This is a genomic window from Photorhabdus sp. RM71S (assembly GCF_042879355.1).
Taxonomy (GTDB): Bacteria; Pseudomonadota; Gammaproteobacteria; order Enterobacterales; family Enterobacteriaceae; genus Photorhabdus; species Photorhabdus kayaii.
Genome location: NZ_JBHFKV010000011.1, coordinates 78,327 through 95,664, shown reverse-complemented (window position 1 = coordinate 95,664; position 17,338 = coordinate 78,327). Strand labels below are relative to the sequence as shown.

The window sequence follows — 17,338 nt, the reverse complement described above, 5'->3', positions numbered from 1 at the left end:
TATTCATTGGTTCAATAACACGGGTATCCCAGAGCGGAAACTGTGCAAAGGTGAATTGTTAACGCCACGCGCAACAAAACCCTGCAACCACTCAGGGGCTTGATTTAACACCTTACGGGCCGATGCTTCTGATTCAAACTCACCGAATACACATGCACCGGTTCCGGTCAGGCGTGACGGCGCGTATTCTAGCAGCCATGAAAGAAGCTGTTCAACCTTACGGAAACGTTTTCTTACAAGAGATTCACAATCATTTACGTACGGAGCCTTTAATAATGCGGTCAGAGGGCGAATTGGCGTATCACGTTTTAATTCTGGATCTGTGAAGACACGCAGAGTTGAGATTTCAATACCAGGATGCGCAACCAGATACCACTTTTCTTCCGGCTCTGCTATGTGCAGGATTTCACCAATACCTTCTGCGAATGCGGCATGCCCTTTGACAAAGATGGGCACATCCGCACCAAGGCTCACGCCGAGGGCTGCCAGTGTTTCGTCTGTGAAACCGGTTTGCCAGTGATAATTCAGGGCAATGAGTACGGTAGCCGCATTGGATGAACCTCCGCCTAACCCACCGCCCATTGGCAGACGTTTGTTGATCTGAATATCAGCACCTTTATGAGCAATACCTGTATGGTGTTTGTCGCTGTAGGATTGTAAAAGACGTGCTGCGCGAATAATCAGGTTGTTATCGTGTTCCACCCCCTCTACGGGTGTCAGTAAACGGATTTCATTATCCTGACGAGGGGTAACCGTAATTTCATCACCATAATTAAGAAATTGAAATAGCGTTTGCAACTGGTGGTAACCGTCAGCTCGACGACCGGTGATATAGAGAAATAGGTTAAGTTTTGCCGGTGAGGGCCAAGTTAATGTCATTATTTTGTGGTCCAGTTATCCATTTTCAGTTTAATGCGGCGATCACCCTGAATCAGTTCCAGACGGTTGGGAAGGGCGAGGGTTGTTGAGGTATCGTAGGATTGATAATTAACCTGCCATGTCGCGCCATGTTGCTGGTAATTGACGGTTTTCAATAGATGGTTAGCATCCAGTTTAAAGTTTTTGGCATCACCGGGTAAACCTGTTATCCAATGCCGCAAATTATCTAATGGAATATCCATATTGGTGAGCTGATAAATTATCTTTTCAGGATTATCACTGAAATATTTTTTACCTTGGCTATCGGTTAATTGCGTCATGTCTGGCTGAACGAGCAGCTCTAATTCAGTGCTGCCTAGCGGATTAGTCAGTAATAAACGGTAGCGTTCAGGATGATATTGTTGCCAGAAAAAGCGGGCATAAACTTTTTTCTCATTAGACAGATAGGCAAAAGATCCACGTGTTTGATATTGATTTAATTGCTGTAGCTGTTGGGTATGTGCTCGCCATTGGGGAGAATCCGCCGAACCTGTTCCGCCAGGTTGCGTTAATGTACAGGCGGTCAACAGTACACAAGAGAGCGGCAATAGGCGGAATAGTGATAATTTTTGTATTGGCTTCATCGGTAATCCCTGTTTAATAACGTGAAAACTTTTACATCACTTAATAATGAAGAATGAACTATTAATCCAGTTAAATTTCAAAAAAATGTTCTGAATAATGATATCAGACACTGCTGATTGTCTTTTATTGAGCTGAGGTATCAAGTAGAATGCACAGCTTATAAGAGTCCTTATTAAGGGTGATGATTTCATCAATATATACCCTATGGATTTCAAGATGCGTCGCGACGGCAAGGGAGTGAATCCCCGGGAGCATAGCGAACTATGTGACCGGGGTGAGCGAGTGCAGCCAACAAAGAGGCAACTTGAAAGATAACGGGTATAGAATGTTTTTTATGATGAACTGTCTCTCTGCTGATAACTCAATGAAGTTGATATGACTTTGTTAGCACTTGGTATTAACCATAAAACGGCTCCTGTATCCTTGCGTGAACGGGTGACTTTTTCTCCAGACACGATTGGTGAAGCGCTTGATAACCTCCTCCAGCATCCCCTGGTGAAAGGGGGGGTTGTGTTGTCAACGTGTAATCGTACAGAGCTTTATCTCAGCGTAGAACAGCAAGATAATCTGTATGAGCAGTTAATTGGCTGGTTGTGTGAATATCATCAACTCAATCCCAGAGATCTAAAATCCAGTATTTACTGGCATTGTGATAATGAAGCTGTTAGCCACTTGATGAGAGTGGCGAGTGGGCTGGACTCGTTGGTGCTTGGAGAACCTCAGATTCTTGGGCAAGTGAAGAAAGCATTTGCCGAGTCGCAGCACAGCCGCTCTTTATCGAGTGAACTGGAGCGACTATTTCAGAAATCATTTTCTGTCGCCAAGCGCATCAGAACGGAAACAGAGATTGGTTCGAATGCGGTTTCTGTTGCATTTGCCGCTTGTACTCTGGCGCGGCAGATTTTTGAATCACTTTCTGAACTGAATATTTTGCTGGTTGGTGCCGGAGAAACAATTGAGCTAGCGGCTCGTCATTTGAAAGAGCATCGTGTGCACCATATGATGATTGCTAACAGGACAAAAGAGAAAGCACAGATATTGGCTGATGAAGTTCAGGCGGAAGTGATCACCTTGCCTGAAATTGACATACGTTTAGCTGAAGCTGATATTGTTATTAGTTCGACTGCCAGCCCGTTGCCTATTATCGGTAAAGGGATGGTTGAACGTGCATTAAAGTTACGCCGTAACCAACCGATGTTGCTCATTGACATTGCGGTTCCTCGTGATATAGAGCCTGATGTGGAAAAACTCAATAACGTCTATCTCTACAGTGTTGACGATTTGCAGGCAATTATTCAGCAGAATCTTGCGCAGCGCAAAGCAGCGGCGGTGCAGGCTGAATGTATTGTTCAGCAGGAAAGCCGTTATTTTATGGACTGGTTGCGTTCGCAAGGCGCAGTGAATTCAATCCGTGAGTATCGTAATCAGGCAGAACAGGTGCGAGCTGAAATGGCTGCTAAGGCACTGACTGCTATCAATCAGGGAGCTGACGTAGAACAGGCAATCAATCAATTGACTCATCAATTGATGAACCGCCTGATACATGCTCCTACCAAATCACTCCAGCAAGCAGCCAGCAATGGTGACCTGGAGCGTCTTAATTTATTACGTGACAGCCTGGGGCTGGAACATAATTAACCATATCTCGGAATAGGGTCTGAAACCAAGAATGAAGCCTTCTATTGTTGCTAAATTGGAAGCATTGCAAGAACGTCACGAGGAAGTTTTGGCTCATCTCGGTGATGCCGATGTGATTGCTGATCAAGAACGTTTTCGTGCTTTGTCGCGGGAATATGCTCAACTGACTGATGTGACGAACTGTTTTAAGGCCTGGTGTGCTGTTCAGGATGATCTTAAAGCAGCTGAAATAATGCTTGATGACCCTGAAATGCGGGAAATGGCACAGGAAGAGATCAGGGACGCTAAGGTTCGCAATGAAGAATTAGAGCAGCAACTACAATTGTTGCTGTTGCCGAAAGATCCTGATGATGAGCGTAACTGTTTTCTTGAAGTGCGTGCAGGAACTGGTGGTGATGAAGCGGCTATTTTCGCCGGGGATCTGTTTCGTATGTACAGCCGTTATGCTGAATCCCGTCGTTGGAAAGTTGAGGTCATCAGTGCTAACGATGGTGAGCATGGTGGCTATAAGGAAATTATTGCTAAAGTTTCCGGTGAGCAGGTTTATGGTCATTTAAAATTTGAATCGGGTGGTCATCGTGTTCAACGTGTACCGGAAACTGAATCGCAAGGGCGTATTCACACTTCTGCTTGTACCGTTGCGGTTTTGCCCGAGATCCCGGAAGCCGAGTTGCCGGAAATCAGTCCAAGTGATCTGCGTATTGATACGTTCCGTTCATCGGGGGCGGGTGGACAGCATGTAAACACCACGGATTCAGCCATCCGTATCACTCATATTCCAACTGGCATTGTCGTTGAATGTCAGGATGAACGTTCACAGCATAAAAACAAAGCGAAAGCGATGTCTGTATTGGCGGCCCGTATTCGCGCTGCTGAGGTTCGTAAACGTCAGGAAGCGGAAGCTTCTGAGCGCCGTAACTTGCTGGGTTCCGGTGATCGTTCAGATCGCAATCGTACTTACAATTTCCCGCAAGGACGGGTGACGGATCACCGCATTAACCTCACTTTGTACCGCCTTGATGAAGTGATGGAAGGCAAATTGGATATGCTTGTTCAGCCGATCGTGAATGAGTATCAGGCTGATCTATTATCGGCTTTGTCAGAGCAGGATTGATGGATTATCTATCTTGGCTTAAACAAGCCACAAGACAGTTATCGGCAAGTGACACTCCTAAACGAGATGCGGAAATTTTGTTGGGGTTTGTCACTCACCATTCCCGAACTTATATATTGGCATTCGGTGAAACGCAGCTGGCTCCAGAGCAGTTCAGCCAGTTGGAGACTTTACTCGCTCGTCGGGTGAAAGGTGAACCCATTGCCTACATCACCGGTGAGCGTGAATTCTGGTCGTTGCCATTAAATGTCTCTCCCGCTACGTTAATCCCGCGTCCTGACACAGAATGTCTGGTAGAAAAGGCGCTTGAACGGCTATCGTTGACACCTTGCCACATTCTGGATTTGGGAACGGGAACCGGCGCAATTGCATTGGCAATCGCGAGTGAGCGCCCTGATTGCCGGGTTACCGGGGTTGATATCAATCCTGATGCGGTGATGCTGGCGCAGGGCAATGCTGAAAAACTCAAAATACAAAATGTGGATTTTTTGTTAAGTAATTGGTTTTCTTCGTTGAATAATCAACAGTTTGGTATGATTGTCAGTAATCCGCCTTACATAGATGAAACCGATCCACATCTATCTCAGGGCGATGTTCGGTTTGAGCCAGATAGTGCATTAATTGCGGCAAAACAGGGAATTGCTGATCTAAATACCATTATTGATCTATCTCGCCATTTTTTGTTACCTGGTGGGTGGTTGTTATTGGAACATGGTTGGAAACAGGGAAATGTTGTAAGAAGCCTGTTTTCTGAAAGTGGTTATCGGCAGGTGGCTACTTTTCAGGATTATGGCGGTAATGAGCGAATAACACTGGGTCAGTGGAAAAGTGATGAAAGCCATAGCTGATTATGAATTTAATAATACATCGTTAAGTAGCGGTATCCTGTTAATTTCCCGAACATTACGTTCTGATTTTCCTCAGCATTCAGTGGAAATGCAGCTTCAAGCATTGATTGATGAAGCCAGACGTGAAATATCTCTGCAGCTAAATATAGAAGAACGGTTGGAAAAATTACTGAGACTTTTTTATCAAAGCTGGAAATTCGGCGGTGCCCGCGGTGTTTATTGTCTGTCGGATACATTATGGCTAGATAAAGTACTGCAAACCCGCCAAGGTTCCTCTGTTGTTTTAGCAAGACCCGCCGTAAACCCTAGCCCAGTGCGGGCGGGGATATAAGGCGAAAAGCCCGAAGGGCTTTAGGGCTGGCTACTCCGGGGTATTCTGGCTGAGCACATACGCTTTGAGCGTTTCTATCGTGGCACCACCGGCGCTACAGGCAAAATAAGAGCGTGACCACAGCAGCCCCGTTTTGCTCTGCATCCGCAAATGGGTATTTTGCTGACGAAGCAGGCGCGACGATACCGATTTTAAATTATTGACCATCACACTGACCGCCAGTTTGGGCGGATGGGCTATCAGCAAATGGACGTGGTCTCGTTCGCCGTCCATCTCGATAATGTCGCATTCAAGTTTTGCCGCTGCTGAACCAAAAGCCTCACGCAGCTGAGCGATCATCTGTCCGTCAAATAGCTTGCGTCGATACGTTGTCGTCAAGATCAGATGCACGACCAGTTGACTTACACTATGGCGCTTCCGAAGAAAGCCCTCAAGGGATTCATGATGATTACTCAATTGATATTTACCATTAACCTGTTAAAATAAATAGCGTATATCAACGAGCGCTGATTATGTTAAGAGCCACGAAAGTCCGTGTATATCCGACACAAGAACAGGCTGAATATCTCAATGCCCAGTTCGGTGCGGTTCGTTTCGCGTACAACAAAGCCCTGAGCATTAAGAGACACGCTTACCAGCGACACGGCGTAAATTTAAATCCGCGGAAAGATCTCAAACCCTTGCTTGCCGTAGCGAAAAAATCTCGTAGATATGGATGGCTAAAAGAATATGACTCCATTGCGTTGCAACAGGCGGTTATCAATCTCGACGTTGCTTTTTCCAACTTTTTCAATCCGCAGTTAAAAGCCCGTTATCCCTCGTTCAAACGCAAACACGGCAGACAATCAAGCTATCATTGTGTTGGAATCAAAGTGCTTGATGGCGCGATCAAAATCCCGAAAATTTCGCCGATTGAAGCGCGTTTACACCGTGAAATCTCTGGCTCAGTGAAAAGTATTACTCTGAGCTGTTCCGTAACGGGAAAATATTACGCTTCGATACTCTGTGACGAGCAGATAGAAGCACCAGCGAAGCCAACCCTGATAGCAAATGTTACCGGTCTGGATATGGGGCTGACGCATTTTGCCATCAAATCGGACGGTAATAAGATTGCCAATCCCCGCCATCTGATCAATGCCAGCCACAATCTACGACGGAAGCAGAAAGCGCTTTCCCGTAAGAAAAAGGGAAGTGCCAACAGATGTAAAGCCCGCATACAGCTTGCAGCAGTTCACGAACGGGTAGCCAACGCCCGTGCCGATTTTCAACATAAATTATCTCGCGCAATTGTTGACGAAAACCAAGCGGTAATTGTCGAGACGCTGAAAGCGGCGAACATGATGAAAAATCACAGGCTGGCACGTTCCATAGGGGACGCTGGTTGGGCTGGATTCATCACCAAACTGGAATACAAGGCGGCAGAAACAGGTGTTCATCTGGTGAAGCTGGATCAATGGTTTGCCAGCTCGAAAACCTGCCATTGTTGCGGTCATAAGATGCCGGAAATGCCGCTCCACAAACGGCTCTGGCAATGTCCGGCATGCCACACAGAGCACGATCGGGATCTCAACGCTGCGCTGAATATTAAACAGCAAGGCATATTTGAATTACAGGCGGCGGGACTCGTCGTTTCTGCCCATGGAGGCCTGCGTAAATCCGTCGCACAGACGGCTGCGGCCTAGGAAGTGGGAAGCCTCGCCGTTTACGGCGGGGAGCAGTCACGGGTAATTCTTATCCATATTGCTCAGGCTTTAGAGCTACCGTTTATGCCGGTTGTTTTTCCAACACAGTTGATTTTGCGTGTTGATTATCCAGATAACACGGCGAGGTTTATTAATCCACTCAATGGTGAAGCGTTAAGTGAATATGTGCTTGATGTGTGGCTTAAAGGTAACATTAGTCAGACAGCTAAATTAGCAGCCGATGATTTGCAAGGAGCTGATAACGCCAGCATTGTACGTAAAGTGCTGGATACAATAAAAGTCGCGTTAATGGACGAAGGGCAAATGGAACTGGCACTGAGAACGAGTGAAGCTGTGCTGATATTTGATCCCGATAACCCCTATGAAATACGTGATAGGGGGCTGATTTATGCGGAACTTGATTGTAATCATATTGCGGTTTCTGATTTAAATTATTTTGTGGAGCACTGCCCGGAGGACCCGGTGGCAGAAATGGTCAGAATGCAGATATACGCCATTCAGCAGCAATGCCTTGTTTTACATTGAAATATTGTTTTGTATTGAAATATTGTTTTGCACTGATGAATAGCGCACTGCACTGATTTATCTCATTAATTTATTGGTCCCTAACGGAAGGTATAAGTATGCAACAGAAAGTGGTTCATATTGGTGATATCAAGGTCGCGAATGATCTACCGTTTGTTCTCTTTGGTGGTATGAATGTCCTTGAGTCACGGGATTTGGCCATGAGTATTTGTGAGCACTATGTGACAGTGACACAAAAATTGGGCATTCCTTATGTTTTCAAAGCCTCCTTTGATAAAGCAAACCGATCATCAATTCACTCTTACCGCGGCCCCGGTCTGGAAGAGGGAATGAAGATTTTTCAGGAATTGAAACAAACTTTCGGTGTGAAAATCATCACTGACGTGCATGAGTCGGCACAGGCCCAGCCAGTGGCGGAAGTGGTTGATGTTATCCAACTGCCAGCATTTCTGGCGCGTCAGACTGATTTAGTTGAGGCGATGGCGCGTACCGGCGCGGTAATCAACGTTAAAAAACCCCAGTTTATTAGCCCGGGTCAGATGGGAAATATTGTGGATAAATTCAAAGAAGGCGGCAACGATCAGGTGATCTTATGTGACCGTGGCAGTAACTTTGGTTATGACAATTTGGTGGTGGATATGTTGGGCTTCAATGTTATGGCTCAGGCGACGGGGGGGCATCCGGTCATTTTTGATGTCACCCATTCACTCCAATGCCGCGATCCATTTGGTGCTGCGTCTGGTGGTCGTCGTGCTCAGGTTGCTGAACTGGCGCGTGCGGGAATGGCAGTCGGCATTGCTGGCCTGTTCCTTGAAGCTCATCCTGATCCTGCGAATGCGAGGTGTGATGGTCCATCAGCATTGCCGTTGGCAAAACTTGAACCATTTTTGAGCCAGATGAAAGCAATTGATGATGTGGTGAAAAGCTTCCCTCAACTGGATACCAGTAAATAAAGTGGCTTTTTGATGCCATGACATCAAATGATGACGAGATTTGGTGATGAATAGATTTGGCGCTGGTTTACAGCGCCATGATTTTAAAAAAAAGAGTTATTGAAAAAAGAGTTATTGGAAACAGAGCTAGCAAACTTTTATCTGGCAATTTCAGCTATCCATTTTGCCATTGAAATTCAACTCTTCCATTGCTCGTGGTAATGTCGCATGGAAGCTAAGGTGATTTTCAACCAACTGGATTCTGGCTCTGGCCAATGTTTTTAACGGCTGAAATGGAATATCACAAACAGCAATATATTTATCCTTACCCACTTCATCAATAAAACGTTGGAAAGCATGCAGCCCACCCGCATCCAGTACTGGCACGGCATCCCATTGCATGAGGATTGTCTGATAATTGGCGCTTTCTTCCTTTAATTCTGTGAAGATACGTTCAGCGGCGGCAAAGAATAGCGGGCCATTGATACGAACAACCAGCAGAGCTTTATCGACATTTGTTTGTGGCAATTGACTGATGCGAGTCATATTGGCTATCCGACGCATAAACAGCAGTGAAGCTAATACGATACCAATCGTAATAGCGATAACCATGTCAAACAGTACGGTGAGCGACATACAAAGTACCAGCACAATAATGTCATCCCTTGGTGCACGGCGGATCAGATCGATAACTTTATGTATTTCGCTCATATTCCAGGCGACCATGAGCAACAAGGCGGACATAGCGGCCAGAGGAAGATAGGAAAGCATGGGCGCCAATGCCAGTAAAGTTAATAAGACGAGCAGAGAGTGAACAATGGCTGAAACCGGTGATGTTGCGCCGGCTCTAATATTGGCGGCTGAACGGGCGATTGCGGCGGTAGCTGTAATACCACCGAAGAATGGCACGACAATATTTCCCAATCCTTGGCCAATCAATTCACTGTTTGAGTGATGCTTCTTACCGGTCATACCATCTAAAACCACGGCACAAAGCAGTGATTCAATCGCGCCTAACATTGCCATTGAAAAGGCGGCGGGTAATAGGGCTGAAATTGTTGCCCAACTGATATCAACCTGATGAGCATCCATATCAGGTAAATGCCACGGTAAAACAAATTGCGGTAGGATGGGTGGGATGCCTTGTCCTTGTGTACCGTCATTCAATATATAACTAAATTCAGAACCAATAGTAGCAACATGTTGATCGAATAAGTTCATGATCCCCATTACAGCAGTTCCTGCAATGAGAGCAGGAAGATGCCCGGGTAATTTCAGCCCAAGCTTAGGCCAATAAATCAGAACGGCAAGTGTCGTCAGGCCAATCAGCGTATCACTCAAATACAGCGTTGGCAGAGCTTGAAACAGAACCGCAACCTTATTGATATAATTCTCTGGCATATGTTCCAATTGCAGACCAAAAAAATCTTTTACTTGCATGGTTGCGATAGTTATCGCGATCCCAGAAGTAAAACCGAGTGTTACGGGTAGCGGAATATACTCGATCAATTTACCAACGCGGGCTAACCCCATCACCAGCAAAATAATGCCTGACATTAATGTTGCAATGAGCAAACCACTCAGACCAAATTGTTGAGAGACCGGATAGAGAATGACAACGAAAGCGGCGGTAGGGCCGGAAACACTATAGCGTGAACCGCCGGTTATCGCGATAACTATCCCGGCAATTGCGGCGGTGTAAAGCCCATATTGTGGCGCGACACCACTCCCGATGGCTAGCGCCATCGCGAGCGGGATGGCGATAATACCGACAGTAATACCGGCAATAATATCTTTAGTTAAACGAGCAAAAGAGTAAGATTCCTTCCAACAAGCATCAATTACAGCACTAAACGGCCGTATACCGTTCATTCTACGAGTTTTCATCTGTGCATAAACCAAAAATATAGAGGGAAAAAGCAATAAGGTTGTTACAACCAAATTGCAAGACCGAATTGTAAAAATAGTGCTTTTAGTTCAAAGCGATAGCGCTATAGATCAAACTTAATGTTAATAGCTTAACGTCAGGAAAGTGAAAAGTAAAAGGGAGAATAGTGTTCTTATCGCCATAAAATAGGCTGAAACCGATTCTATTAAGTGTCTATTCTTATTGGTGAATATTATTGAATTAACTTCATAAAGCATTTAATTAATATTTTTAAAATTGAAGCTATTTGGATTCACATAATTGATTGTAATTTTTAATTGTTATTGTTAGAAAGTTAAATAATTAATTATGCATTCACCACAAGTATTGATTATGACTGAATTAAACTAGCTGTATTGAATGTTTTTACGCATAATATTTTTTATTTAATTTTTGGGTGTAATTTAACCAATGCTTTGATATCTCTTAAATATTAGATTAATAATTTGACAGATATAAGAACTCACCCTATTATTTAGGGTGACTCATAGAATTAGATTGAACAAGTGAATTGAAAATAGGTAAGCTAAAAATATATACGTTAATAATATATAAATTAAAAATGTTTTTTTGTTTAGATAATATTTATTCTGTATGCTTTATTTAAAGTAGGGATTACTGTTGGAAAATATCTTTTAGATAAGGTGGGAATGTTTAAATGCACAAATATGATAGCAAAATACTTATTATTGGTTCATCAAGTGAAATTGGGAATGCAATTTGCCAGCATGCGGTTGCAAGTGGTTATCAGGTATTAGGCACTTCACGTAAACCGCGTAATGAAGAAATTTATTTAGATGTTATGTCGGATAACAGTGTTAGAGAAGCCATTAGCATTGCCATTGAAAAAATAAAATGTATTGATGCGGTTATTTATACGCCGGCAATGTCATTGGATGGCTTATTACATGCTCAAGATATTGAGGGTTGGCATGATGTTTTTAATGTCAACTTATTTGGTGCAGCAAGAGTAGCAAAATATTTGCTGCCACATTTTATGAAGAATCGTAATGGCGTGATGCAATTTATTTCTTCTACGGCAAGTTTACGTGTAGAGACAGGCGCCATCGCTTATTCTTGTTCGAAAGCAGCCATGAATGCATTGGTAAAAAACATCTCTAATGACTACGGTCGTTTTAATGTTAGGGCCTACACTGTAATGCCGGGATATGTTGATGGTGGTATGTTGCGTCATATTTCTCCAGAAAAGAAGATGGAATTCGCTAGAAGCACTGCATTAAAACGAATGGCAGGTGTTAATGAAATTGCCAGTTTTTGTGTGGGGACGTTGAGTACATCAACCTATATCACAGGAACATCTCTTTGCATTGATGGGGGATTAAGTGGTTAATAACAATATTATATACCCTATGGATTTCAAGATGCATCGCGACGGCAAGGGAACGAATCCCCGGGAGCATAGCGAACTATGTGACCGGGGTGAGTGAGTGCCGCCAACAAAGAGGCAACTTGAAAGATGACGGGTATAAATCGTGATCCGCAAGCATGCGTTCATCAATTAGCTGGAATAGCGGGTTGGATTTATAATAAATGTATTTCTTTACCTGGCCTAATATTGCCAATCGCTTTAATGAGAAAAGGTTATTGGTTATTATTTCAATGTTGGTTACGCTATTTGTAATAGAAGCTGAAACTGATTATCAGATATCTTTATTTTATATCGTTTATGAGTTATTTTTTTGGGTAAATGAGAGTCTATCCCAATAGGCGTAATTGTTGCAGGCAATTTCAAGATGCATCGCGACGGAAATGGAGCGAATTCCCGGGAGCGTTTAATTTTTATGAAAGAAAAATAACAATTTGGAGGTGAAGAAAATGGTTATATTAGGTATCAGTGGCCTTCCTAATGCTCAACGTTTTCTGCGAGAGAATAATCCAGAGGTAAGTAAATTAGACGAACGTATTTGCCAGGGAGTCGATAGTGCGGCCTGTGTGATTATTGATGGAAAAATTGTTGCAGCGGCGGCGGAAGAGCGCTTTATGGGAGAGAAAGGAACAGGGCGGTTTCCTGCTAATGCCATTAATTATTGTTTAGCGGAAGCAGGTCTTATGCAAGATGATATACAGGTTATTGCTCACGGTTTTAATTATGATAATTATCGCCGATTTTTCATGTCTAATGAAGCGTTATTCGAGGAGGTTTTTAGTGGAAAAACCGTGATTAATGCATTAGCTGATAAGGGATGGCAGAATATTGAATCACGTTTTCAGGGGGTAGATCACCATCTAGCTCATGCGGCATCAGCCTTTTATCCCAGTGGCTTCCCGTCTGCGCTATGTGTCATTTCAGACGGTATGGGCGAAATAGAATCTTTAAGTGTTTATCTTGCTAAAGGCCAGCAATTCCAGAAATTGTACAGTCAGCCAATTAGTTCTTCATTAGGAATATTTTATTCTATCTGTACCCGGTTCCTTGGTTTTGTATTTAATAGTGATGAATATAAAGTCATGGGACTTGCTGCGTATGGTAACCCTGAGCGATACCGCGATATTTTTAATGAATTAGCGCAATTCGATGCAGAGAGCGGAACGATACAGATAAACTGGTTACCGAAAGCATTTGACAATGCGGAATATGGTTTTCCCGGTGCAATGGCACAACTTAGCGATATGTTTGGTTTTACACCGAGAAGTGAAGATAACATTTTGCTGGATGTTCATCAGGATTTTGCTGCTGGATTACAGGAGAAATTTACACTGTTGCTGAAACAGTTAGTGACCTATTGGCTGCAAAAAACCGGTGAAACGTCACTCTGTTTTGCTGGAGGATCATTTTTAAACTGCAAAGCAAACCAAGTTCTTTGTCAACTTGATGGGTTGGAAAACGTCTTTATCCAACCGGCATCGGGTGATGATGGTTCGGCCTTGGGGGCTGCGCTTTTTGTGGCTGGTGGCTACCACAATGATGTAGATCCTTGCTTTAATCCTTATCTTGGCCCACGCTTCTCCACCGATGAAGTCCGCAATGTATTATTCCGACATGGTGGCAATGCGGGAATGAAATGGCGTTATTTGGGATTGAATGATGATTATTTTGTTTCTGCGGCTAAAGATATCGCAGAAGATAAAATCATTGCCTGGTTCCATGGTCGAATGGAATTTGGTCCGAGGGCACTTGGCAACCGTTCGATTCTAGCTTTGCCAACAGGTGAAAGAATAAAGGATAGGATTAATAGTACAGTGAAATTCCGTGAGGCTTTCCGACCATTTGCCCCGGCAATTTTGGATGAGGATTGCGACACTATTTTTGAGACGCGTAATTTAATGCCGACTCGATATATGCTTTGCACCGCCAAAGTAAAACCAGAAATGATGGGGCCGGTGTCTGGTATTGTTCATGCTGATGGAACGGCGCGTATTCAGCTTGTTGAACGTACTTTTAACGCAACTTTTTGGCGATTATTGAAAGAGGTACAGAAGATAACCGGTTATGGCTGTCTGGTGAATACTTCATTTAACATTCAGGGGCAGCCGCTTATTATGTCACCGGAAATTGCAATAGAAACATTTTTGAAAACTTCGCTGGATAAGCTTTATATTGAGGGGTTTGTTGTCTGGAAAGAATAACCCTGATGGCTTTCTGATTAAAATGTCAGTTAATTGATTTTGGGATCAAATGTGTTTCTTTGTCATTTTAAAAAATATCTGGAGATGATATTTGATGATGTAGAAACACATCCTGTCTATTTGCAAAACAAAGATTGTTTTACTGGCGGCTCTCTGACCGTTTATATGCAGCTGCTGAGTTTCTTGATGAGACACTTTTGCAAGTTTTGAGTGAGGGAATATCTGTGTTTGAATCTCTTGTATCGGTGTTGGGAAATGTTGTTAATTAATATTTTGCGGAGATTTCATTTTTTGGTGCAGAGGTAGCATTTTCGCTTTTTTGTCCTATCCAATTTTACTCAATTCTGGAAAGGATGAGCGGGGAGTCTATTTTTGCAAAAAAATTCTTACACCAGAGTTGGGAAAATGAAGGGTAATTGATTAAGTGATGGGGATTTGGTAATGGTATATCAATATGCTATCATGATATGGAATTGATATACGTTGTTTTGGCATAACTCGGAGAACGCACCATGCACAATACCCAAGGAAAAACCACAGCCAGTTTCTTGATCCGCTTGCGTAGTCAGGATACGCCCACAGGGATCAGCGCCGGGACGCTTGATGAACTGGTTAAAGTCACTGGTATGAGTAAAACTGAGATCGCACACCTTGCCTTGCGCAACTTTGCAGATCGGTATCTACCGCACTACGAGAAAGATGACGGACCATTGAGCAATGAGCAGATCTGTGCCATCCGTGAGGCGAGCGCCGCTAGCGACATTGCGGATGATAACTTTACTCAACGCCTGTTCTGATCGAGAGGCAATGATGGCACAGCAGCACAAAACGATCAGGTTTATCCCCCTTGCCACTATCGGCAGCATTGTGTGGTGTCGGTTTCCTGAAAGCTTCGGGACGCCGGGACCGAAATCTCGACCGGCGTTAGTAATTGCTGTATCTCCGACTGATCACGCGGTGATTGTGGTCTACGGCACCTCGCAGAAAACCCATCAGATTTACCCTGGCGAATTTCTTATTCAGACAACGGACATAGATTTTGAACTGACAGGTCTTGCTTACGACACAAAATTCAATCTAAACCACGAAATAAAACTGTTTTATGATTCTAACTGGTTTGAAGTCGCGCCAGCTTGGCGTGCGTTGCCAATCCCTGTTACGCCACGTATGGGGACGTTACCAGCCAGCTACTACGATGTTGTGCGACAAGCCGCAGCATGCCTCAAAAAGTAGCTAGATTTATTGTTTTAATTGGAGGGTTATAAACCCTCCATCGTAGGCGTATACAAATAAAAAGCTCAAGTATTTTGAATTTAAGCTCTTCTTTAAAAATCTGCCGGTGAAAATTAGATTGCTATTCAATCTATTTCTATCGGTATTTGTGAAATAATACTCAGGCTAATAATTTACATAAGTATTATCATACATTAGAGAAGAGCGTGACTTTTTTAATTTAAACTTTTCATTAACAAATCTTGTTGATATGAAAATTTTACTTTGCTATTTTAACAGGTATTAAAACTGGAGCAGAAATTATATTGACGATCCACTCATTCACATTAACAGCCTTGAGCAGAAAATTCATATTATTATCATAATCCTAACGAAATTTACAGCTCAGGAGTCCGGTAGTCAGAATCTGAATTTTATGGATATTTTGTTACTTGCATTATCTTAATATAAAAATACAAGAAGTAAGAGTTGGTACGACCAGTTTGCAAAGATGGTTAAACAACAATTTAAGTTGAAATTACCCTATTAAATGGATGGTAAATATGACTAAAAAAATTTCATTCATTATTAACGGCCAGGTCGAAATCTTTCCTGAAAGTGATGATTTAGTGCAATCCATTGACTTTGGTGATAATAGTGTTTACCTGCCAATATTGAATGATTCTCATGTAAAAAACATTATTGATTATAATGAAAATAATAAATTACGGTTGCATAACATTGTCAATTTTCTCTATACGGTAGGGCAAAGATGGAAAAATGAAGAATATTCAAGACGCAGGACATATATACGTGACTTAAAAAAATATATGGGATATTCAGAAGAAATGGCAAAGCTAGAGGCCAACTGGATATCTATGATTTTATGTTCTAAAGGTGGCCTTTATGATGTTGTAAATAATGAGCTTGGTTCTCGCCATATCATGGATGAGTGGCTACCTCAGGATGAGAGTTATATTAGGGCTTTCCCAAAAGGTAAGTCTGTACATCTGTTGGCAGGTAATGTTCCATTATCTGGGATCATGTCTATATTGCGCGCAATTTTAACCAAGAATCAGTGTATTATAAAAACATCATCAACCGATCCTTTTACAGCTCATGCATTAGCGTTAAGCTTTATCGATGTAGACCCTAATCACCCGATAACGCGCTCTTTGTCTGTTGTATATTGGCAACATCAAGGGGATACATCACTCGCAAAAGAAATTATGCAACATGCGGATGTCATTGTTGCTTGGGGAGGAGAAGATGCGATTAATTGGGCTGTAGAACAGGCGCCACCTTATGTTGACGTGATTAAATTTGGTTCTAAGAAGAGTTTTTGCATTATTGATGACCCAGTTGACTTGACATCAGCAGCTACCGGTGCGGCTCATGATATTTGTTTTTACGATCAGCGAGCTTGTTTTTCCACCCAAAACATATACTACATGGGAAGTCATTATGAAGAATTTAAGCTAGCGTTGATAGAAAAACTTAATCTATATGCGCATATATTACCAAACGCCAAAAAAGATTTTGATGAAAAGGCGGCCTATTCTTTAGTCCAAAAAGAGAGCTTGTTTGCTGGATTAAAAGTAGAGGTGGATATTCATCAACGTTGGATGATTATTGAATCAAATGCAGGTGTGGAATTTAATCAACCACTTGGCAGATGTGTGTATCTTCATCACGTCGATAATATTGAGCAAATATTGCCTTATGTTCAAAAAAATAAGACGCAAACCATATCTATTTTTCCTTGGGAATCAGCATTTAAATATCGAGACGCATTAGCACTAAAAGGTGCAGAAAGGATTGTAGAAGCAGGGATGAATAACATATTTCGCGTTGGTGGATCTCATGATGGAATGAGACCGTTACAACGATTAGTGACATATATTTCTCATGAAAGGCCATCTAACTATACTGCTAAGGATGTTGCTGTTGAAATAGAACAGACTCGATTCCTGGAAGAAGATAAATTCCTTGTATTTGTCCCATAATAGGTAAAAAG

15 protein-coding genes and 1 pseudogene are annotated in these 17,338 nt (G+C 42.8%); 12 read left to right on the top strand and 4 right to left on the bottom strand.

From position 1 onward, the window contains the following. Positions 1-3: 3 nt before the first annotated feature. Together ispE and lolB are read right to left on the bottom strand one after the other, a co-directional pair. The gene (gene ispE, locus ACGF5R_RS08820; RefSeq protein WP_112879574.1) at positions 4-879 is read right to left on the bottom strand and encodes a 4-(cytidine 5'-diphospho)-2-C-methyl-D-erythritol kinase; all 876 of its coding nucleotides are present in this window, start codon (positions 877-879) and stop codon (positions 4-6) included. Then, on the bottom strand, positions 879-1,502 hold the full coding sequence (gene lolB / locus ACGF5R_RS08815; RefSeq protein WP_262981592.1) for a lipoprotein insertase outer membrane protein LolB: 624 nt from the start codon (positions 1,500-1,502) through the stop codon (positions 879-881). The genes ispE and lolB overlap by 1 nt, the downstream gene beginning before the upstream one ends. A 376-nt stretch (positions 1,503-1,878) precedes the next feature. Here lolB and hemA point away from each other — a divergent pair, with 376 nt between their 5' ends. Genes hemA through ACGF5R_RS08795 form a run of 4 tightly spaced genes read left to right on the top strand, consistent with a single transcriptional unit; the run spans position 1,879 to position 5,434 of the window. Next, positions 1,879-3,141, top strand: a complete 1,263-nt coding sequence (hemA, locus tag ACGF5R_RS08810) for a glutamyl-tRNA reductase (protein WP_112879576.1) — start codon at positions 1,879-1,881, stop codon at positions 3,139-3,141. 31 nt (positions 3,142-3,172) lie between these two features. Then, entirely contained in the window at positions 3,173-4,255 is a 1,083-nt protein-coding gene (gene prfA / locus ACGF5R_RS08805; protein ID WP_112879577.1) for a peptide chain release factor 1, read from the top strand. Continuing rightward, complete coding sequence (gene prmC, locus ACGF5R_RS08800) at positions 4,255-5,103, top strand: peptide chain release factor N(5)-glutamine methyltransferase (RefSeq protein WP_112879578.1); 849 nt, start codon at positions 4,255-4,257, stop codon at positions 5,101-5,103. Before prfA ends, prmC begins: the two co-directional genes overlap by 1 nt. Then, on the top strand, positions 5,087-5,434 hold the full coding sequence (locus ACGF5R_RS08795) for a transglutaminase family protein (RefSeq protein WP_240000889.1): 348 nt from the start codon (positions 5,087-5,089) through the stop codon (positions 5,432-5,434). Before prmC ends, ACGF5R_RS08795 begins: the two co-directional genes overlap by 17 nt. Positions 5,435-5,464: 30 nt before the next feature. Here ACGF5R_RS08795 and tnpA read toward each other — a convergent pair whose 3' ends face one another. After that, on the bottom strand, positions 5,465-5,890 hold the full coding sequence (tnpA, locus tag ACGF5R_RS08790; RefSeq protein WP_112879894.1) for an IS200/IS605 family transposase: 426 nt from the start codon (positions 5,888-5,890) through the stop codon (positions 5,465-5,467). Between the two features lie 56 nt (positions 5,891-5,946). Here tnpA and ACGF5R_RS08785 point away from each other — a divergent pair, with 56 nt between their 5' ends. The 3 genes and pseudogenes from ACGF5R_RS08785 (at position 5,947) to kdsA (ending at position 8,615) form a co-directional block, all read left to right on the top strand. After that, complete coding sequence (locus ACGF5R_RS08785; RefSeq protein ID WP_387690496.1) at positions 5,947-7,116, top strand: RNA-guided endonuclease InsQ/TnpB family protein; 1,170 nt, start codon at positions 5,947-5,949, stop codon at positions 7,114-7,116. Between the two features lie 45 nt (positions 7,117-7,161). Next, a pseudogene (locus ACGF5R_RS08780) lies at positions 7,162-7,662 on the top strand (tetratricopeptide repeat protein); the annotation flags it as partial. 98 nt (positions 7,663-7,760) lie between these two features. Further along, complete coding sequence (gene kdsA, locus ACGF5R_RS08775; RefSeq protein WP_262980128.1) at positions 7,761-8,615, top strand: 3-deoxy-8-phosphooctulonate synthase; 855 nt, start codon at positions 7,761-7,763, stop codon at positions 8,613-8,615. A gap of 150 nt (positions 8,616-8,765) precedes the next feature. Here kdsA and dauA read toward each other — a convergent pair whose 3' ends face one another. Next, the gene (dauA, locus tag ACGF5R_RS08770) at positions 8,766-10,481 is read right to left on the bottom strand and encodes a C4-dicarboxylic acid transporter DauA (protein WP_387690494.1); all 1,716 of its coding nucleotides are present in this window, start codon (positions 10,479-10,481) and stop codon (positions 8,766-8,768) included. A gap of 698 nt (positions 10,482-11,179) precedes the next feature. Here dauA and ACGF5R_RS08765 point away from each other — a divergent pair. The 5 genes from ACGF5R_RS08765 to ACGF5R_RS08745 all read left to right on the top strand — a co-directional run bounded on the left by ACGF5R_RS08765 (position 11,180) and on the right by ACGF5R_RS08745 (position 17,327). After that, on the top strand, positions 11,180-11,872 hold the full coding sequence (locus tag ACGF5R_RS08765) for an SDR family NAD(P)-dependent oxidoreductase (RefSeq protein WP_112876090.1): 693 nt from the start codon (positions 11,180-11,182) through the stop codon (positions 11,870-11,872). A 485-nt stretch (positions 11,873-12,357) separates the two neighbouring features. Beyond that, a complete protein-coding gene (locus ACGF5R_RS08760; RefSeq protein ID WP_387690491.1) occupies positions 12,358-14,109 on the top strand; it encodes a carbamoyltransferase in 1,752 nt (583 codons plus the stop codon). A gap of 512 nt (positions 14,110-14,621) precedes the next feature. Beyond that, positions 14,622-14,906: a hypothetical protein gene (locus ACGF5R_RS08755; RefSeq protein WP_112876088.1), complete on the top strand. Its 285-nt coding sequence runs from the start codon at positions 14,622-14,624 to the stop codon at positions 14,904-14,906. Then, entirely contained in the window at positions 14,878-15,342 is a 465-nt protein-coding gene (locus ACGF5R_RS08750; protein WP_240000676.1) for a type II toxin-antitoxin system PemK/MazF family toxin, read from the top strand. Before ACGF5R_RS08755 ends, ACGF5R_RS08750 begins: the two co-directional genes overlap by 29 nt. Positions 15,343-15,884: 542 nt before the next feature. Continuing rightward, positions 15,885-17,327 (top strand): acyl-CoA reductase, encoded by a 1,443-nt coding sequence (locus ACGF5R_RS08745; RefSeq protein ID WP_112876086.1) that lies wholly within the window; start codon positions 15,885-15,887, stop codon positions 17,325-17,327. Positions 17,328-17,338 lie beyond the last annotated feature (11 nt).